18 protein-coding genes are annotated in these 16,761 nt (G+C 66.3%); 8 read left to right on the top strand and 10 right to left on the bottom strand.

The window, feature by feature from the left end; all coding sequences use genetic code 11:
• Window positions 1–272: 272 nt before the first annotated feature.
• Window positions 273–500 (top strand): hypothetical protein, encoded by a 228-nt coding sequence (locus NK1_RS34915; RefSeq protein ID WP_167354230.1) that lies wholly within the window; start codon window positions 273–275, stop codon window positions 498–500.
• Window positions 472–1,638 carry a carboxylate-amine ligase gene (locus NK1_RS06315; protein ID WP_439955930.1) on the top strand — a complete coding sequence of 389 codons (1,167 nt, stop codon included), beginning with the start codon at window positions 472–474 and terminating at the stop codon, window positions 1,636–1,638. The genes NK1_RS34915 and NK1_RS06315 overlap by 29 nt, the downstream gene beginning before the upstream one ends.
• A 33-nt stretch (window positions 1,639–1,671) precedes the next feature.
• Here the strand turns inward: NK1_RS06315 and NK1_RS06310 are convergent, their stop codons facing one another.
• The 4 genes from NK1_RS06310 to NK1_RS06290 form a co-directional block, all read right to left on the bottom strand.
• Window positions 1,672–2,493: a class II glutamine amidotransferase gene (locus tag NK1_RS06310; protein ID WP_063007627.1), complete on the bottom strand. Its 822-nt coding sequence runs from the start codon at window positions 2,491–2,493 to the stop codon at window positions 1,672–1,674.
• Between the two features lie 87 nt (window positions 2,494–2,580).
• Window positions 2,581–4,020 carry an amidase gene (locus NK1_RS06305; protein ID WP_157104127.1) on the bottom strand — a complete coding sequence of 480 codons (1,440 nt, stop codon included), beginning with the start codon at window positions 4,018–4,020 and terminating at the stop codon, window positions 2,581–2,583.
• Between the two features lie 310 nt (window positions 4,021–4,330).
• A complete protein-coding gene (locus NK1_RS06295) occupies window positions 4,331–4,720 on the bottom strand; it encodes a histidine phosphatase family protein (protein ID WP_063007624.1) in 390 nt (129 codons plus the stop codon).
• Window positions 4,721–5,219: 499 nt separating this feature from the next.
• Window positions 5,220–6,131, bottom strand: coding sequence for an alpha/beta hydrolase family protein (locus NK1_RS06290; protein WP_063007623.1), 912 nt, complete (start codon window positions 6,129–6,131; stop codon window positions 5,220–5,222).
• A gap of 102 nt (window positions 6,132–6,233) precedes the next feature.
• Here NK1_RS06290 and NK1_RS06285 point away from each other — a divergent pair, with 102 nt between their 5' ends.
• The 3 genes from NK1_RS06285 to NK1_RS06275 all read left to right on the top strand — a co-directional run bounded on the left by NK1_RS06285 (window position 6,234) and on the right by NK1_RS06275 (window position 9,588).
• The gene (locus NK1_RS06285) at window positions 6,234–6,806 is read left to right on the top strand and encodes a TetR/AcrR family transcriptional regulator (RefSeq protein ID WP_374726605.1); all 573 of its coding nucleotides are present in this window, start codon (window positions 6,234–6,236) and stop codon (window positions 6,804–6,806) included.
• Between the two features lie 271 nt (window positions 6,807–7,077).
• Window positions 7,078–8,166 (top strand): terpene synthase family protein, encoded by a 1,089-nt coding sequence (locus NK1_RS06280; protein WP_084460654.1) that lies wholly within the window; start codon window positions 7,078–7,080, stop codon window positions 8,164–8,166.
• Between the two features lie 135 nt (window positions 8,167–8,301).
• The gene (locus NK1_RS06275; RefSeq protein WP_063905915.1) at window positions 8,302–9,588 is read left to right on the top strand and encodes a sensor domain-containing diguanylate cyclase; all 1,287 of its coding nucleotides are present in this window, start codon (window positions 8,302–8,304) and stop codon (window positions 9,586–9,588) included.
• A 19-nt stretch (window positions 9,589–9,607) separates the two neighbouring features.
• On the opposite strand, the gene NK1_RS06270 is transcribed toward NK1_RS06275, so the two are convergent.
• Entirely contained in the window at window positions 9,608–10,141 is a 534-nt protein-coding gene (locus tag NK1_RS06270; RefSeq protein ID WP_063007758.1) for a dihydrofolate reductase family protein, read from the bottom strand.
• A 95-nt stretch (window positions 10,142–10,236) separates the two neighbouring features.
• Entirely contained in the window at window positions 10,237–11,478 is a 1,242-nt protein-coding gene (locus NK1_RS06265) for a cytochrome P450 (protein WP_063007621.1), read from the bottom strand.
• A 155-nt stretch (window positions 11,479–11,633) separates the two neighbouring features.
• Here NK1_RS06265 and NK1_RS06260 point away from each other — a divergent pair, with 155 nt between their 5' ends.
• Window positions 11,634–12,497 (top strand): alpha/beta fold hydrolase, encoded by an 864-nt coding sequence (locus NK1_RS06260; RefSeq protein ID WP_063007620.1) that lies wholly within the window; start codon window positions 11,634–11,636, stop codon window positions 12,495–12,497.
• A gap of 40 nt (window positions 12,498–12,537) precedes the next feature.
• On the opposite strand, the gene NK1_RS06255 is transcribed toward NK1_RS06260, so the two are convergent.
• Complete coding sequence (locus NK1_RS06255; protein ID WP_039779670.1) at window positions 12,538–13,173, bottom strand: TetR/AcrR family transcriptional regulator; 636 nt, start codon at window positions 13,171–13,173, stop codon at window positions 12,538–12,540.
• Window positions 13,174–13,376: 203 nt separating this feature from the next.
• Here NK1_RS06255 and NK1_RS06250 point away from each other — a divergent pair, with 203 nt between their 5' ends.
• Entirely contained in the window at window positions 13,377–14,150 is a 774-nt protein-coding gene (locus tag NK1_RS06250) for an IclR family transcriptional regulator (protein ID WP_245660367.1), read from the top strand.
• 65 nt (window positions 14,151–14,215) lie between these two features.
• On the opposite strand, the gene NK1_RS06245 is transcribed toward NK1_RS06250, so the two are convergent.
• Complete coding sequence (locus NK1_RS06245; protein ID WP_063905925.1) at window positions 14,216–14,977, bottom strand: SDR family oxidoreductase; 762 nt, start codon at window positions 14,975–14,977, stop codon at window positions 14,216–14,218.
• Window positions 14,978–15,078: 101 nt separating this feature from the next.
• On the opposite strand from NK1_RS06245, the gene NK1_RS06240 reads away from it, so the two are divergent.
• Entirely contained in the window at window positions 15,079–15,288 is a 210-nt protein-coding gene (locus NK1_RS06240; protein WP_167354228.1) for an MmyB family transcriptional regulator, read from the top strand.
• 71 nt (window positions 15,289–15,359) lie between these two features.
• Here NK1_RS06240 and NK1_RS06235 read toward each other — a convergent pair whose 3' ends face one another.
• Both NK1_RS06235 and NK1_RS06230 read right to left on the bottom strand, forming a co-directional pair.
• The gene (locus NK1_RS06235; RefSeq protein ID WP_063007617.1) at window positions 15,360–15,623 is read right to left on the bottom strand and encodes a hypothetical protein; all 264 of its coding nucleotides are present in this window, start codon (window positions 15,621–15,623) and stop codon (window positions 15,360–15,362) included.
• Window positions 15,623–16,759, bottom strand: coding sequence for a 3-ketosteroid-9-alpha-monooxygenase, oxygenase component (locus tag NK1_RS06230; RefSeq protein ID WP_063007616.1), 1,137 nt, complete (start codon window positions 16,757–16,759; stop codon window positions 15,623–15,625). The genes NK1_RS06235 and NK1_RS06230 overlap by 1 nt, the downstream gene beginning before the upstream one ends.
• Window positions 16,760–16,761: the final 2 nt, after the last annotated feature.

The raw sequence follows: 16,761 nt of genomic DNA, 5'->3' as shown, positions 1-16,761 counted from the left end.
CTGAGCTGCGATCGATATGCCGAGATGCCGGCGAACCACACCCTCTCGGGTGGGCGCACGTCCGAAGGTGGGGGTCGCCCGAGCGTGACTGAGCTCCTCTACGCCACGCACCGCTCCCACCGCGCAGGGATCTTCGGCGTCCAGGCGGGATGGAGTCGGGTCGAGTTCGGCGAAGAATCCACAACCTCAGCCAACCCACTGTTTGACGGGCAATTTTCCGGTAAACTTCGAGTTCCTCACATTCCGGAGCTGGAGGACAGAATTCCACCAGCGTGGCCGTCACGCTGGTCGACGAAGCGGAGAATCAGCGTCAGGACTCGTTTCAAACACCCGTTCAACCGAACTTCGTAGCATTACAGGCCACACTCGGAGAATCAGGAACAGTCTCACTCAGGTTATCCGAACTGTCGGCAGGCAACGATGCGGCGAAATCGGCGAGCGCGCATGCCTCGACAGGCAATAATCCGGGAGGTGGCCGTGACGTCCATGGTGTCGAGTGAGCCACGTGATCCATTGCACGGCAACAGTATTCGTCCATTCACCGTCGGCGTCGAAGAGGAGTTCGTTCTTGTCGATCCGGCCACCGGCCTCCCCTCGCTGAACAACACCGCCGTCGCGGCACGCGCCCCGGATGCCGAACTGCAACTGGAGCTATCCCAGTGCCAGATCGAGACCTGCACACCGGTCTGCGCGAACATTCCGGAGTTGCACCGCGAAGTTCGACGGGCGCGACTCTCGGTCACGCAGGCCGCGACATGCGCAGGATCGCTGCCACTGGCGGTGGGGGTGCCGATCTGGAGACCGCCGCCCGGGTCCATGACCGACACTCCCAGATACCGACGCATGGCGGCGCATTTCGGCGAACTGGCCGAGCAAGTGATCTGCGGTTGCCACGTCCACGTCTGCGTGCCCAACCGCGACGTCGCGGTGCAGGTCAGCAATCACCTGCGCCCTTGGCTGCCGACCCTGTTGGCGCTGACGGCGAATTCCCCGATCACAAGTGGTATCGACACCGGCTACGCCAGCTGGCGCCACCTACTGTGGGCGCGATGGCCCAGCGCCGGGCCGCCCCCGTACCTGCGGTCCGCCGCCGAATACGACGACACGGTCACCAAGCTCGTCGAGGACGGGCACATCCTCGACGCAGCGATGGTCTATTGGGATGTGCGATTGTCCTCGCATCTGCCCACGATCGAGATCCGCATCAGCGACGTTCCGGCCACGGTCGAGGAAACGGCACTTCTGGCGAGTCTCGTCCGGGCACTGGTCATCACCTCTGTGGCGGCAGTGGACAGCGGACGGACATCGGACCCTGTCGACCTGGCATATCTGCGGGCGGCATGCCGGCGCGCGGCCCACGACGGCCTGTCCGGTCCGCAGTTCCGCAGAGCTACACGACATTCCGTGCCCAAGCCCGCTTCCATCGCACATCTGCTCTCCCATATCCGCCCCGCTCTCGAACAGTCCGGCGACTACGAATTCACGCGCGGCGCGTTGGCAACAGTTCTGCGGAACGGCAACGGCGCTGTCCGACAACGCGAAGCATTGCGCATCGGAGGCCCCACTCAGGTCTTGAAACAGATGGCGCGATCGACCACCGAAGGATGCGCCGCCACCGAAGACCGTCAGCCGGCGTGACGAACCAGACGCCCATCGGCGCTCGTGCCGACCTCAGACGGGTGAGACCGGCACGAAGGGCCAGATCGCGTCGGCACCGGATCCCACCACCGCAGCACAGGATTCGGGCACCTCGTTCCACGCCCCCTCGAGATCGCGCAGCGGCTCCGACACCACGAAGCGGGTCTCACCGCCCAATTCGCGCAAAACCTCGACTTCGGGGTGCAATGCTCGTAACTGGGAGAGCTTGGTCGAGAAGAACAGTGAGCGCGATCGGCGCTCGCTGGAATAACGGAAGACCCAGAGGTTGTGACCGTTGGTCGTCGCGACGGTCATCTGAACCGGATGCTCGACACCGTGCGCGTGCCCAACGTCCTCGACGAAGCCGACTGCCCGCGCGACGGCACCGAGCGGGTCATCGGCGAGACCGAAGGTCAGGGCGAGGTAGAACAATGCTTCCGTGTCCGTCGAGCCCTCGATGTCGGAGAACAGCCCAGGATCCACGGCCATCAACAAATCGCGCCTGATTTCGCTGAAACCACGCAGGGCGCCGTTGTGTACCCATAACCATCGACCGTGCCGGAACGGATGACAATTGCTGCGCTGAACCGCGGTCCCAGTCGAAGCCCGCACATGAGCGAGCAACCTCGACGTGCGCACCTGACCAGCTATCTCCCGCAAATTCTTATCGTTCCAGGCCGGCTCGATCCCCTTGTACACCGCGGGTTCGGCACCCTCGCCATACCAGCCGACACCGAAGCCGTCCCCGTTGGTGGTGGTCTCTCCCAGACGAGAGTGCAGACTCTGGTCGATCAGCGAATGTTCAGGGCGAAACAACAGATCCTCGACAAGAATCGGCTCGCCCCAGTACGCCATCCACCGGCACATACATCAATTCAAACAGAGTAGACACCCGCTGCGATAGCCCTCGGGCTCCCCGGAACGTCGAACGACAGACACCGGTCAGAGGTCCGGGCGGCGGTGGGCCCACGGCTGGGCCTGCTCGAGTTGCGCGGCCAGCCGGATGAGCTGTCCTTCCGCCCCGAGGCGGCCGACGAACTGGACGCCGATCGGCAGCCCGTCGGGAGTCCAGTGCAGTGGCACACTCATGGCGGGACGGCCGGTGATGTTCGCCAATTGGGTGTAGGGAACCCAGCCCAGGTTGTCATTGATGAACTGGTCGACGATCGGTGTCCAGCGCAGCAGCCCGGCGACGCGGGCGGTCAGCAGCAATCGCTGTGCCGTGCGCAGCGTCGGCGCGAGGCCGAATGCCCCGATCCGAGGCGGCGGCGTGGCTGTGGTCGGAGTGAGCAGCAGGTCGTAGGACTCGTGAAATTCCGCCAGCCGTCGCACGTACTGGTGTCGCCGCTCGACGGCGCGAGTCAACTCGACAGCCTTGGTCGCGCGTCCCAGCGCGGCCATGAGCCGGGTATCGAGTTCGAACCCCGAATCCCCCACGCCCCCAGCGGCTTTGGCCTCTTCCACCGAGAAGGCACACGCGACGAACCAGGTGGTGAGAAAATCCTTGGCCAACGCCGCGTCATCGAAGGGAGCGCGGGGCAGCTCCACCACGTCATGGCCGAGGCTCACCAGTAGTTCGGCCGCTCCGGTCGCCGCCGCCACAGCCTCCGGATGGGGCGCCGGATTGACCGAACTGGCTGTGCAGACGCCGATCCGAAGACGCCCCGGGGCGCGTTCCACCTCCGCGAGATAGCTCCCTTGCCCCCGTGCCGCCAGGTACGGCGCAACCGGAGTCGGGCCCGCCAGCACATCGAGCATGGCGGCGGTGTCTCGCACCGAACGAGAGATGACACCATCGGCGGCGGTTCCACCCAGATACTCACCGTGCACGGGACCGGCCGGGATCAAACCTCGAGAAGCCTTGAGCCCGAAGAGCCCACACGCCGAGGCCGGAATTCGGATCGAACCACCCCCGTCGCTGGCACCCGCGCACGGCACGATGCCCGCGGCCACCGCCGCCGCGGCACCACCGGAGGACCCACCGGGCGTGTGCTCGGTGTTCCACGGATTGCGCGCTGGGCCGAACAACTCGGGTTCGGTGATTCCCTTGGCGCCGAATTCGGGAGTATTGGTCTTACCGAAGATGACCAGCCCGGCATCGAGCCACCGCTGCACCACCGTGGCATTCTCGGTCGCCGGGACAGACGCCAGCGACCGCGAACCAGCGCTGGTGGGATAGCCGGCGAGATGTTGATGAAGGTCCTTGATGAGGAACGGCACCCCAGCGAAAGGCGCGTCGTCCACCTGGACAGCACGGGCCGGATCGACGTCGGCCACGATCGCGTTGATCCGCGGATTGACCTCGGCCGCCCGCGCCCGCGCCGCCTCCAGCAATTCGGACGGCTCGGCCTCCCCCGACCGCACCAGAGCAGCCAGCGCCATCGCGTCCGAACTCGAGTAGGCATCCACACCGGCACCCTATCGGGAAGCGGCTCGGCGCACCGGGTGATCGTCGCGCCGATGAATCGGTCGTGCTGCCGACGACCGAACCGGCGAACCACAGGATCGGGCCGACTACCCCGAGGGGTTCGGCAGATTCATGATGTCGGCGGTTTCGGGGCGAATCCGCTGCAATCCCGCTTTCGGCGAAACCCCATGGGGCAGTGAGCCGTACAACGTCAGCTGCCAGATGGTGCTCAGTGCCGCGGGAGTGAAACAGGTCTTGTCGAGGCACGGCACACAGCGCTGATCTTCACCGCAGCCGGGGACCACCGGAATGCCCAGAGCGTGCGTTCATGATCCGGTAGACGTTCTCGGTGTTACCGCCGACGAGGGCGATGGAACCGGGCGGTAGCACCGACACGGCCCGAGCGATGGGCTCGGCGGCATCCGCGGACGGGGTGCGCGGGTCACTGTTGGGCAGTTGTACCAACGGCAGCCCGTGGCTGTCGGCGGTGAAGGACACAGTCTGTTGCGATCGCAGCGCACTCGAGGCGTACACGTTGGTGAACGCCACATCGTGCAGCACGGCCGACACCGCTTTCCCCCATCGAACCCCATTGTCGGACAACGGCAACGCGGGATCGGTGATCACGGGCTCACCGTGTTCGACGATGTAGACGACGACGGGCGATCGGGCCACTGTGACCGTCCCAGTCTCGCAGGCCGGGAATGCCGGATGCCAGGTCCGACGACCGCACGGTCGCTGAAGATTCCATCGACGAGCATGGGCGCGGTCGTACTGGCGTTCCACTGCGCCGCGAGCCGCACATCGTGAACCAGCCCCATGTCGGTCAGTTCCCGGCCGGAGATCGCCTCGCCCACGAGTGCCGGCAATTCGCTTGTCGCGGAGCGGAATCCGATGGCGGCGAGTCGGGCCTCCGGTGAGCCGTCACCATCGTGTGCGAGTAGGCACGGGCCGACAGCGTCGCACCGTTCGGGGATCGGCGCGTCGCAGCGGTAGCGGCAGTACGCGCCCGCCCCGGGATACCGCCATATCCACCGATGTCGAGAAGGAGAGGACATCGACGATGATCAACGCCCCGCACTCCGGGCCGAGTTACTCGACTCCTTCCCGCCCCCACTCGAGGCGAATGCGATAGTCCTGCTGCCGGAAGATTCCTGCGTTCACTCCCGTGACCTCACTTGTGGTCGATCCGTCCGATCGGGTCGGCGGTTCCGGCCAGCTCGGCCTGCACCTTTTCCCATGCGGCAGTGTCGATTCCGAGGGCGCTGCGCAGGTAGGCCCAGGCGGCCTCGCGGATCAGGGCGACGCGTTCGGAGCTTTCGTCGGTGGTATCCGCGGCGTTGTAGGCGTGAATTCCGCCGAGCGCGTGTTCGCCCCCGAACACGGTGAGCAGGCTCTGCGCGCCGGGGCTGTGGGTGTACACATCGGTGAACCAGTCGGGCCCGCGGGTCGAGAGCTGGGATTGATCGTGATCACCCGCGACCACCAGCACCGGTGTGGCCAGACCGTCGAAGTCCGGGTTCATGAAGGGAAAGTTCGCCACGGCGAACGGGGTCAGATCGTCCCCGCCCAGGCCGGCAGTCGCCAGCAGCACACCGGCTTTCACGCGGGGATCGGTCATATCGGGACCGGGCTGACCGTCCGCGCCGAGGACGCGAGCACCGAGCAACATGCTCACGGTCTGCCCGCCCCAGGAGTGCCCCGCGACGGCGATCCGCTCACGATCGACGCGCTCACCGAGCCCCGGAACCGCGGCGACGACCTGATCGAGGTCGTCGAGTACCCGTACGACGTCGGCGACGCGGATGCGCCAGATATCCGGATACCGCGGATCGTCGGCGGTAACGCCGAGCGTCCGCGCATCCAGGAACGTCGGCTGCACAACGACGAATCCATCGGCGGCCCAGTGGTCCACGAGCGGGTCGTAGGAGGACATGGACTGGCCGAAGCCGTGGGCGAGGACGACGATCGGCAGGCCGGATCCGCCGACGGGCGCGGACACGCGGACCTGCAGGTCGACGCCGCGCTCGGGCGCGGACAGCGTGACGGGCTTGATGCTGACGATCGGGGTGGTCGGTGCGGACACGGGAAATTCCCTTCGAGGACGATAGACTCCTAATCGGAGCACTGTTCCGAATATACGGAGCAATGTTCCGATTCGCAAGGACTGCCGGAGAAGGAGCAACGGGTGAGTGAGCCGTCACCGATGACCGCGAAACGCGCGGATGCCCAACGCAATGCGAAAGCGCTGCTCGACGCCGCAGCCGCGGTCTTCCGCACCGACGGAGTGGACGCTCCGGTGCGCCGCATCGCCGCCGAGGCAGGGGTCGGCATGGGGACGATCTACCGGCACTTCCCCACGCGCGCAGACCTTGTCGCGGCCGTCTACCGTCATCAGATCGACGCCTGCGCCGAGGCCGGGCCCGCTCTTCTCGCGACAGCTTCCTCACCCTTCACGGCCCTGCGCCGATGGGTGGATCTCTTCGCGGACTTCCTGACGACCAAACACGGACTCGCCGCCGCGATGCGCACCGACCCCGACGGCATCACCGCCCTGCACGCCCTGTTCCTGGACCGCCTGGTCCCCGTCTTCGAGAACCTCCTCACCGCCGCCCGCGGCGCGGGCGAGGTCACCACGGATTTCACCGCCTACCAACTGATGCGCGCCATCGGCGACATCTGCGCGGGCGCCGAGATGACCGACCCGAACTACGACCCCCGCCTCACCCTCCGCTTGCTGCTCGACGGCTGCCGAAGATAGGACCGATCACACGTCGCCCGCCGCTGATGGAGCACCGCCGAGGTTTCGCGCTGGTCGGCAGGAGCGGTCATCCGGCGCCATGCTCCCAATCGGCACGTGTTCGACTTCCGCGAGCCACGAGTACGAGTAGCGGTCGGAAACTGCGGGCCGTTCGCCGAAAGACCAGCACCCTTCCACCCCGATGAGACACTGGTACCGGGTATCGCCAACTGTCGGCGACACTTTCGGGTCGGCTGATGCCGCTCTTGGTTGGGAGACGTTCGTGCAGTACATGCCTCAATTCGAATCGGATATCGCCGCCATGCATTCCGAATACCAGTCACTTCTGCACGGGGATCGATGGTCGCTGCGCACTCTGTTCAGCACCGACGACTGCGATATCGCGGAATACTGTGGCACTTTCGCGCCGAACCGGTTCGGCGCCGAGGCGTGCGAGGCGGTCGAGACGTTCTGTCGCAGACACCGGATCTGGCTGGAAAACGGTGGGGCCGCCTACAATTCGATGACACCCTACCTGCATCCGCGCACGATAGACCTGCCGCGGATGACGACGATCGGTGTCTACAACGCGATCCTGTTCGCACTCAACGACACGGTGGGACGCGAGAAGTTCAGCCATCTGTCCGAGGACGAACAAGCACAGGCGCAGCGGGAAGTCGACCAGCTGTGTCGATTATTCGAGTCCGGCCGGATCCGGCCGGACAACTCCACGCCCATCGTCGAGGCGAGCCTCGAATTCTTGACGACCCTCACCGAACAAGCCGAGCCCGTCTGGTTGCAGCGATTCCGCGCATCGACGATCGACCACCTGCGCTCGGCGATCCGCGATCAGAACGTCGGCGCACGCGGTGACCTGCTCAGCGTCGACGACTACATAATCCTGCGCAACGAAGTCTCGGGGATGTACCCCGCGATCCAGATGTGCGAGTTCGCGCGCGCCACCACCCTGCCCCGGGAACAACTCGCGGCCGCCGGCCTCGCCGAAGACCTGCGCACGCTGGAACGCCTGACCGCCGAAGTCGGCGCCCTGATGAACGATGTCTTCTCCTTCGAGAAGGAGGTCATCGTGGACCGATCGGATTTCAACCTCATCTCGATTCTGCTGCTCAATACGCCCGGCGCGACGCTGGCCGATGCCGTGCTCGGCGCCGCGCAGATCGTGCGCGAGCGATTCACACACTTCCGCGGGCTGCGCCGGGACCTGCTCGACCGCTGCGCCGCACTCGACCCGCCGCTGGCCACCGCCGTCACCGCCTATGCCGACGACCTCGACCAATGCGTGCAAGCGAGCTGGGTATGGCAATGCGTCACCTCGCGCTACAAGGGCCGGTCGATATTCGCCGAGGCCCACCACCCATAGGTAGTCCGCCGATGACGTGACGAATCGGGCATGCAGTACCTTTGACTGCAGCGTCTCGATCAGCAGTACCAGCCGGGGGACTATCGCCGGGCACCCGAAGTAGCAGCACAAGCGCATCGGACATGGGGAGTTGGAGTGGATGATCTGAGCACGGCACTCGCCCAGCAATGGGAGCGCGCGCTCGCGACGATCACCGCCCACCCTTCCTACGCCGATGTAGAAATTTCGTTTCTGCGCGATCTGCTGGAAGAACTACGCGCCGGTCTCACCGCGGAGACCTTCGACGCGGCCGCCGGCTCCCGAGCGGGAGCGGCGCTGGCGGGTGCCCGGCTCACCGATCCGGCGGTCCCGGTCGTGTCCGCCCCGGTACTGCACAGGCTCACAGAATTCAGCGACCACCCCGACACCGACCGGCGCATGGCCGCCCTGCTCGTCGCGTTCGGACACGGCCACCACTTCCTGGCCGAAGCGATCCGGGCCGACGATGTCGAGGAAGGCCAGCGCCGGTTCCGGCTCGTGTTCGACCACGCGTCCATCGCCATCGCTATCGGTGACACCAATGGTGTTCTGCTGGAAGCCAATCCGCATCTGGCCGACATGATCGGCGTGCCGGTCGACTCGCTGCGCGGAATCAGCGTCTACGACTTCGCCCACCCCGACGATCAGGCCGCGATCCGCCAGATGGTCTACGACGACCTGGTACCGGCCAGGGCGGGGACCGCGAAGATCGAACGGCGCCTGCAGCGCGCGGACGGCAGCACCGGATGGGCCACATTCGCGATCACCTACGTCCGGAGCGCGTTCGGCCCGGACTACCTGCTCGCCATCGGTGAGGACGTCACCGAACGCCACCAATTACAGGAGCAGCTCCACTACCAAGCGCGCCACGACGCGCTCACCGAACTGCCCAACCGCCGCCACCTGCTCGACACGCTCAGAGCAGTGATCTCCGCGGCCGGCGAGACCGATCAGATGGGGCTGTGCTTCACCGACCTGGACCACTTCAAAGAGGTCAACGACCGATACGGTCACGGCGTCGGCGATCAGGTGCTGGCCACCGTCGCTCGTCGCCTGCACGACAGCCTGCAGGACGACGGATGCCTGGTCGCACGGATCGGCGGCGACGAATTCGTCACCCTCATCCCGCCCCCGGCCGACACGCGACGGGTCTCCGCTGTCGCAGATCGCCTGCGCGGCGCGCTGTCGCATCCGCTTATCGTCGGCGGGCACAGGCTCCACATCTCCGCCAGCATCGGCGCCGTCGTCACACCGGTCGCGGGCAAGGACCCGGAATGGCTGCTCGACGCGGCCGACACCTCGCTGTACGACGCCAAATCCGGCGCCCGCGGCAACTGGATCCTGCACACCGTTCACGCTGCCGAGTCCGCCGACGAGGGCCCCGCCAGATACGGAAACGCCTGAGGACCTCGGGCTACGACGGCTATTCGTCGGCCGGCAACACTCGATAGACGATCTCCACGCCGCCACCGTCCAACGGCCGCGAGCTCTCGAATTCGAGATCGGTCCGCGGATCCAGCGAGTCGCTCAGGCGCAGGCCGCTGCCGACGAAGAACGGCAGGATCACGAGTTCGAGTTTGTCGAGGACACCGAGCGCGCGATAGGTCTCGATCGTGGCGGGCCCCCCGATCAGGTGGACATCGCCGCCACGATTGGCGGCACGAACCTTCTCCAGCAGCCGCACCGGATCGTCGTCGACAATCACGTCGTCGGGGGTGCCCTCGGGCCGGTGCGAACCCAGCACGAAGACCTCGAGATCCGGCCACGGCCAGCGATCGGCGGACAGCGCCGGTTCGAAGGTCGTACGGCCCATCAACGCGGCCTCGCAGGTACGCAGGAATTCGGCGATGCCGTGACTGCCGGGACCGTGCACCGGATCGATGACCTGAGGCGGCCAGCCATCCGGAGTCGTCACGTAACCATCGGCGGTCATACACAGTCGGGCCAGGATCTGCATCGGTTCATCCATTCTGTCGAGTCGCAGAAGAGACGATGCGTGCGGCCGAAAATCATCGGCGGTTCGATGCATCCGGCCGGTGGGGAACGGACCCCTCACTCGCCCCGGTAGCGCACCTGGAGTTCCTTGATGCCGTTCAACCAGCCCGACCGCAACCGCCGTGGGTCGCCCAGTCCGGTGATGTCGGGGAGGTGGTCGGCGACGGCGTTGAAGATCAGGTCGATTTCCAGTCTGGCCAGGTTGGCGCCGATGCAGAAGTGGGCGCCCGTACCACCGAAGGCCAAGTGCGGGTTGGGGTCTCGGGTGATGTCGAAGGTGAACGGCGAGTCGAAGACTTCTTCGTCGAAATTCGCGGAGCGGTAGACGATCAGTACCCGCTGCCCCTTCCGGATGCGCACGCCGCCGAGTTCGGTGTCCTCGAGCGCGGTTCGCTGGAACGTGCTCACCGGCGTGGCCCAGCGGACGATCTCGTCGACGGCGGTCTTGGGCCGCTGCGATTTGAAAAGTTCCCATTGGCCAGGGTTTTCGAGGAATGCGATCATGCCGTGCGTGATCGCGTTACGGGTGGTCTCGTTGCCGGCGACGGCCAGCAGGATGACGAAGAAGCCGAATTCCTCCGAGGTCAGCGCTTCGCCGTCGACGTCGGCGTGGACAAGTTCGGTCACGATATCGTCGGCCGGCCGCGCCTTTCTCGCTTCGGCCATCTGCCAGGCGTAGGCGAGGAGTTCGGTGGAAGCGGCCAGCGGGTCGACACCGGCATACTCCGGGTCGTCGTAGCCGATCATTTCGTTGGACCACCGGAAAATCTTCATCCGGTCCTCCTGCGGCACGCCGATCAATTCCGCGATCGCCTGCAACGGCAGTTCGCATGCCACCTGCGTGACGAAGTCACCCGCGCCCGCGTCGGCGGCCGCGGCCACGATGGCCTCGGCGCGGGCGGACAACTTCGCGCGCAGCCCGTTGACGGCCCGCGGGGTGAATCCCTTCGAGATCAGCTTGCGCATTCTGGTGTGTTGCGGCGCATCCTGATTCAGCAGGACGAGCCGCTGCATCTCCATCCGCTCGGGGGTGAGTTCGACGCCGTACCGGGGCAGCGCGGTGTTCTCGGCGTTGGAGAACACATCGCTGCGCCGAGACACCTCTTTGACGTCGGCGTGTTTGGTCACCACCCAGAATCCGTCGTCCGGAAAACCGTCGCTGTGAGGCGGCTTCGAATTCCACCAGATCGGCGCCGCACGACGCAGTTCCGCCAGTTCTTCGACAGGCACCCGCCGGGCCCACATATCCGGATCCGTGACATCGAAATTCGCCGGGATATCGGGACGTGTCGCACGCATATCAACCACCGGGCCGTCATCACTGACTGAAACAGGTTCTAGACACATTCAAGCACAATCACCGGCCCCCGGGACGCGATCTACGGACCGCGTCCGTCGACCGCTGACCGGGAAATGTCGGTAGTGCCGCCTCGCGGCGATGGCAGGCTCGGGATATGACCTCCGTCGATACCCGCTCGGTACCCGAACTACTGGAATTGCCCACCGAACACGGCGTGCTGCGCTACCGCGACAGCGGTGACGGCCCGCCGCTGCTGATGCTGCACGGGTCCGGGCCCGGTGTCACCGGCTGGCGCAACTTCAGCGGTAACGTGCCGACCTTCGCCCGGCATTACCGCACGCTGGTGCTCGAGTTCCCCGGATTCGGGGTCAGCGACGACTTCGGCGCGGCGCATCCGATGATGTCGGCGCAGCTGGCGGTCACCGCGTTCCTGGACGGGCTCGGACTCGAGACCGTCCGGATCATCGGCAACTCGATGGGCGGTTTCGTGGCAACGGAATTCGCTCTCGCCGCGCCGCAGCGGGTCGACCGCCTGGTCACCATCGGCGGCATCGGCACGAATATCTTCAGTCCGCAGCCGGGCGAGGGGATCATCCGGCTCAGTGAGTTCGTCGAGAATCCGACCCGCGACAGTTTGGTCGCCTGGCTGCGCTCGATGGTCTACGACCAGGCGCTACTCACCGAGGAGCTGATCGAGCAGCGCTGGGAGCAGGCCACCGAACCCGGCGTCCTGGAGAATTCACGCCGGATGTACGGCCGCGCGGCGCTGGCGCGCATGGCGGAGGCAGCCCGCGCCGCCGACGTCACGCCGGGCTGGGCGAATCTGCGCCGGATCTCCGTTCCGACGCTGATCACGTGGGGACGCGACGACCGGGTGAGCCCGCTCGACATGTCGCTGATCGCGATGCGGACCCTGCCGCACGGAGAGGTGCACATCTTCCCGAACTGCGGCCACTGGGTGATGATCGAGCAGAAGCAGGCGTGGGAGGCGACCGTCTCGGCGTTCCTCGCCCGCTGACCACCGCACCGGTGCCGGTCCCGACGCACCCGCCGTGTACTTACGGGACCGGCACCGACGGCTGCGCCATCACCGCCCGCAGACCGACGAGCAGCATCTTCATACCGCGCAGCTGCAGCGCCTCCACCTCGGAGAAATCGCCGCCGACCTCCTCGTCGACCCACTGGATGTAGGCCTGGCGGCTGGTGTGCACGATCAGCTCCGCCGGAAGTCTGCGCAGGAACGGATCGTCACCGAGTTCGACTCTCGCCGAGAGGAACTCGGTGATCGGCTCGCAGAGTTGCTCGCCCCATTCCAGCCAGCGCAGACGGTACTGCGGCGTGTGGATCATCAACGTCATGAATTTGCGGTCGGATTCGGGTGTCCGGCGCTTGTACACCTCGGTGGTGAACGCGCGTGCCAGCGTTTCGGCGACGTCGGCGTCGGCCGGCGCGTTCTTCAGGAAGTCGATGATGATCGCCTGGCTGCGCCGGAACAGCGGCCCCATGACATCTTCCTTCACCGGGAAGTGGCGGTGGAAGGTCCTCGGCGCGATGCCGACCGTCTCGCAGATGCGTTCCACGGTCGCGGAGGTGTCACCGTCGGCGACGAACATATCGCGCGCGGTATTCGCGATGGCCAGGCGCAACTCCTCCGCGCGGCGTTCGGTCAGCGTCGGCCTGGACGACTTGCTCACGACCTCTGTCCTCCTTGATCGCAGTCCACAGTAACGCGGTCGGGAAAACGCCTGGAGGGGTTCGCATTCGTCGACCTGTTCGAGCACATCGATGTGATCTGCTTTACATCCATCTGCGCCCTCCTTACACTCAGACCTGTCAGAATCTGACATGTAGTCACATTCTGCACATGTCTGGCGGTTGGAGGCAACAGGTGGCAACGGTGCAGCTCGAACAAACCCCCAACGCGATGATCGATCGCGTGGCGTCCCTGCTGGAGGCCTTCGTCGGGCAGCGGCCCATGACGCTGGCCGATATCGCCCGGCGTTCCCATCTGCCGCGCTCGTCGGCGCATCGAATTTTGCAGCGGCTCGTGGAACTCGGCTGGGTGGAACGCCACGGCTTCGAATACGCCTTGGGCATAAGGATGTTCGAGTTCGGGTCGCAGGTGGTGCGCCAGCGCAGCGTCAACGACGTGGCGATGGCCGTCATGACCGCACTGCACCGGCGCACGGGCCTGACCGCGCATCTGAGCCTGCTCTCCGGCGCGGAGATCCTGCATCTGAACCGGGTGGGGGCCTGGCCGACGCCGGGGCGCCAGTGGGCGGTCGGCGCTCGCCAGCCCGTCGAGCTCACCGCGGCCGGGCACGCGCTGCTGGCCGCGATGGAACCGGAGCAGTGGCCCGAGCTCCCCTTCGCCAGCGCGCCCACCTGCTACAGCGTGCGGACTCGCCGGCAACTGGAACGTGAACTGGAGAGGGTGCGCGACCGCAGCGGGGTCGCGGTGGACTCGCAGGGCTGCGCGCTGGGAGTGACGGTGGTGGCGGCCGCGCTCGACATCGATGTCGAGCGGGGGCGCGTGGCGGTGTCCCTGTGCGGTCCGACGCGCTCGGTCAAAACCAGCGCCGTCGTCTCGGACGTGCGGCTGGCGGCGAACGAGATCCGGCGCGTGGCGCTGGCGGCGCCACGGAGAGGTCCGCAGCCCGTGCGCGTCTGACCGTCACGAGTAACGGTGCGGCACAGGTGCTTTCGGTGGCGAAAGCATCGCGCTGTCCCCTGGGTTCAGGCGGGCTGGCCGATCGGACGGATCGTCACCGTGTTGAGGTCGACGCCTGCGGGCTGATCGAGCGCGAAGCCGATCGCCTCGGCCACCGCATCCGGGCTCATCGCGATGGGCGGAACCTGTCCGTGCCAGAACGAGGTGTCGATCATGCCCGGATTCACGACCGTGACTCCGATGCCGCGGGTCGTCGCGTGCAGACGGAGGTTCTCGGCGAAGCCGACCACTGCCCATTTCGTGGCGGAGTAGAGGTTGCCCGGGCTGTTCTTGATTCCGGCCACGCTGCCGATGAGCACCAGCCGGCCGCCGGACCGCTCGAGATGGGGCAGGGTCGCCTTGGCCAGCAGAGCCGGGCCGAGCACGTTGGCGAGCACCATCGGCGCCCACAGCTCCGGATCGCCGCCGTCCACGACACCGGTAGCGCCGGTCCGGAAGTGATCCGCCGACGCGCCGCCCGCGTTCGCGACTGCCGCGTCGAGCGACCCGAAGCGCTCCACCGTGCTGGTGACCGCCGTGTTCGTGGCGTCCCAGTCGGCGGCATCGGCCACCAGGCCCAGGACACGGTCCGTGTGGCCGGCTTCGTCGAGAAAGGCCTCGAGCCGGCCGGGGTCGCGCCCGGTGACGGCGACCCGGTGGCCGCGCGCGAGCAGGAGCCGAGCGGTCGCGGCGCCGATTCCGCTCGTGCCGCCGGTGATCAGGACCGTCTTTCCGGCAACCGGCGATGCGCCGGAATCGGTGAGTGTGTCGGTGCGTGAGGTGTTCATGACGTCCACTCTGTGGCGCGGCGCGGACCGGCGACAGTTGCTTGCGAAGGTGGGGACGCCGTCCCCTGGCACCGACCCGGCCGCCCCGGGAAGCTGTCTATATGTCGAACACGAGGTACGTGGGGGTGCGCAGAGACGAACGCAAGCGGATCCTGCACCCCACCGTCGGCATGCTCGACCTCACCTGCCTCAGCCTCTTCAGCGAGGACAGCCGCCAGCGGTTGCTCTGGTTCACCCCACGCGCCGGGACCGACACCGCCGAGAAACTCGCGCTGCTGACCGTCGTGGGCACACAGGCGATGCACACCTGAACCGATCGAGGAGATACCGCACGGGCCCCCGTCGTCGAACGACGGCAGGGGCCCGTTGTCTCGATATCGGCTCAGCGCGCCGCGCTGTCGAGCACGCGCAGTTCTCCGGATTCCGCAGCGGCCCAGATCGATTCACGAAGCTGCGAGCAGTCCCGCATCACCGCGTCCGAGAGTGTGCCGGCGGCGTGACGTTCCACGCACGCGGCGCTCGACTCCGCGTCCCACTGAATGCTCGTCTGCGCCCAGCTGCTCTTGCGAGCGAGCACGCGCGCACCGCACTGCCGGCACTCGACCGGCGCCATGGGCACTTCCCGGATGCGTTCGTCGATCGGCATCACGAGGTCGCCTCCGCGGCTTTGCGGGCGACGTTCTCGCGGACCTCCTCCTGCCAGGCGGCCAGCGGTCGCGTGGTGTCGAGTTCGAATTCGAACCGGTCGACCATTTCGGGGGCGACATCGGCGACGTCGACGTAGAACTGCTGATACCAGCGGCGCAGCTGATAGACCGGGCCGTCCTCCTCGCAGAGCAGCGGATTGTCGATGCGCGCCTTGCTCTTCCAGATCGCGACGTCCTGCTCGAAGCCGAGCTTGACCCAGTCGCCGAGCGCGACGGCGGTGGCCATCGCCTGATCCTCGGGCAGCGTGTCGGACTTCTCGACGATGATGCCGTACTGCAGCACGAACGAATTCTCGTCGATCGGATAGTGGCAGTTGAGCAACACCGTCTTGTAGTCACCGTGCTCGTAGTGATAGACGAGGTCGTCGATCATGAACGACGGCCCATAGTACGAGGCGACCGACGAGGTACCGAGCAACTGCGGCTGCCCCACCGGTCCGGGCAGATCGTCACGGGCGCCACTTCCGAAATACTGCGTCGCCACCGGGCCCTCGAAAACATTCTTGAAAAAGGTCGGCAGGGATCCGTGAATGTAGAAGAAGTGCGCCATGTCCACGACATTGTCGATGATTTCCCGGCAATTCGTGTCGACGATCGTGGTGTACCAATGCCAATCGGTCCAGTTGGGGTCGCCCGCGCCCGCGATCCGCGGGATGGTCACTCCCCCCGGCGGCGGATTGCCCTCCGGATCGTTCCAGACGAACAACATGCCGTCCTGCTCGAGCGTGGTCCACGCCCGGGTCCGTGCCAGTGGCGGCACTCGGCGGGCGTACGGGATCTGCTTGCAGCGCCCGTTGCCGCCCCAGCGCCAATCGTGGAAGGGGCAGGCGATCTCGTTGCCCTTGACCTCGCCGTCGGACAGGTCCCCGCCCATATGCCGGCAGAACGCGTCGAGGACATTGACCCGGCCGTCCTCACCGCGGAAGACCACCAGTTTGGTGCCGAAGGCCTGGACCGCATGCGGGCGGCCGTCGGCGAAATCTCGGATCAGCCCGAGGCAATGCCAGCCGCGTGCGAATCGCGTCGGCACCGTCCCGGCCTCGATCTGGCGAACCTCGTCATGCGTCGTCGTCATGT

Origin of the sequence: Nocardia kruczakiae NBRC 101016 (assembly GCF_001612965.1) — a bacterium.
In the GTDB taxonomy this organism is placed as follows: domain Bacteria; phylum Actinomycetota; class Actinomycetes; order Mycobacteriales; family Mycobacteriaceae; genus Nocardia; species Nocardia kruczakiae.
The sequence above is the reverse complement of the archived record's forward strand: the minus strand, read 5'-3'. Positions and strand labels throughout refer to the sequence as shown.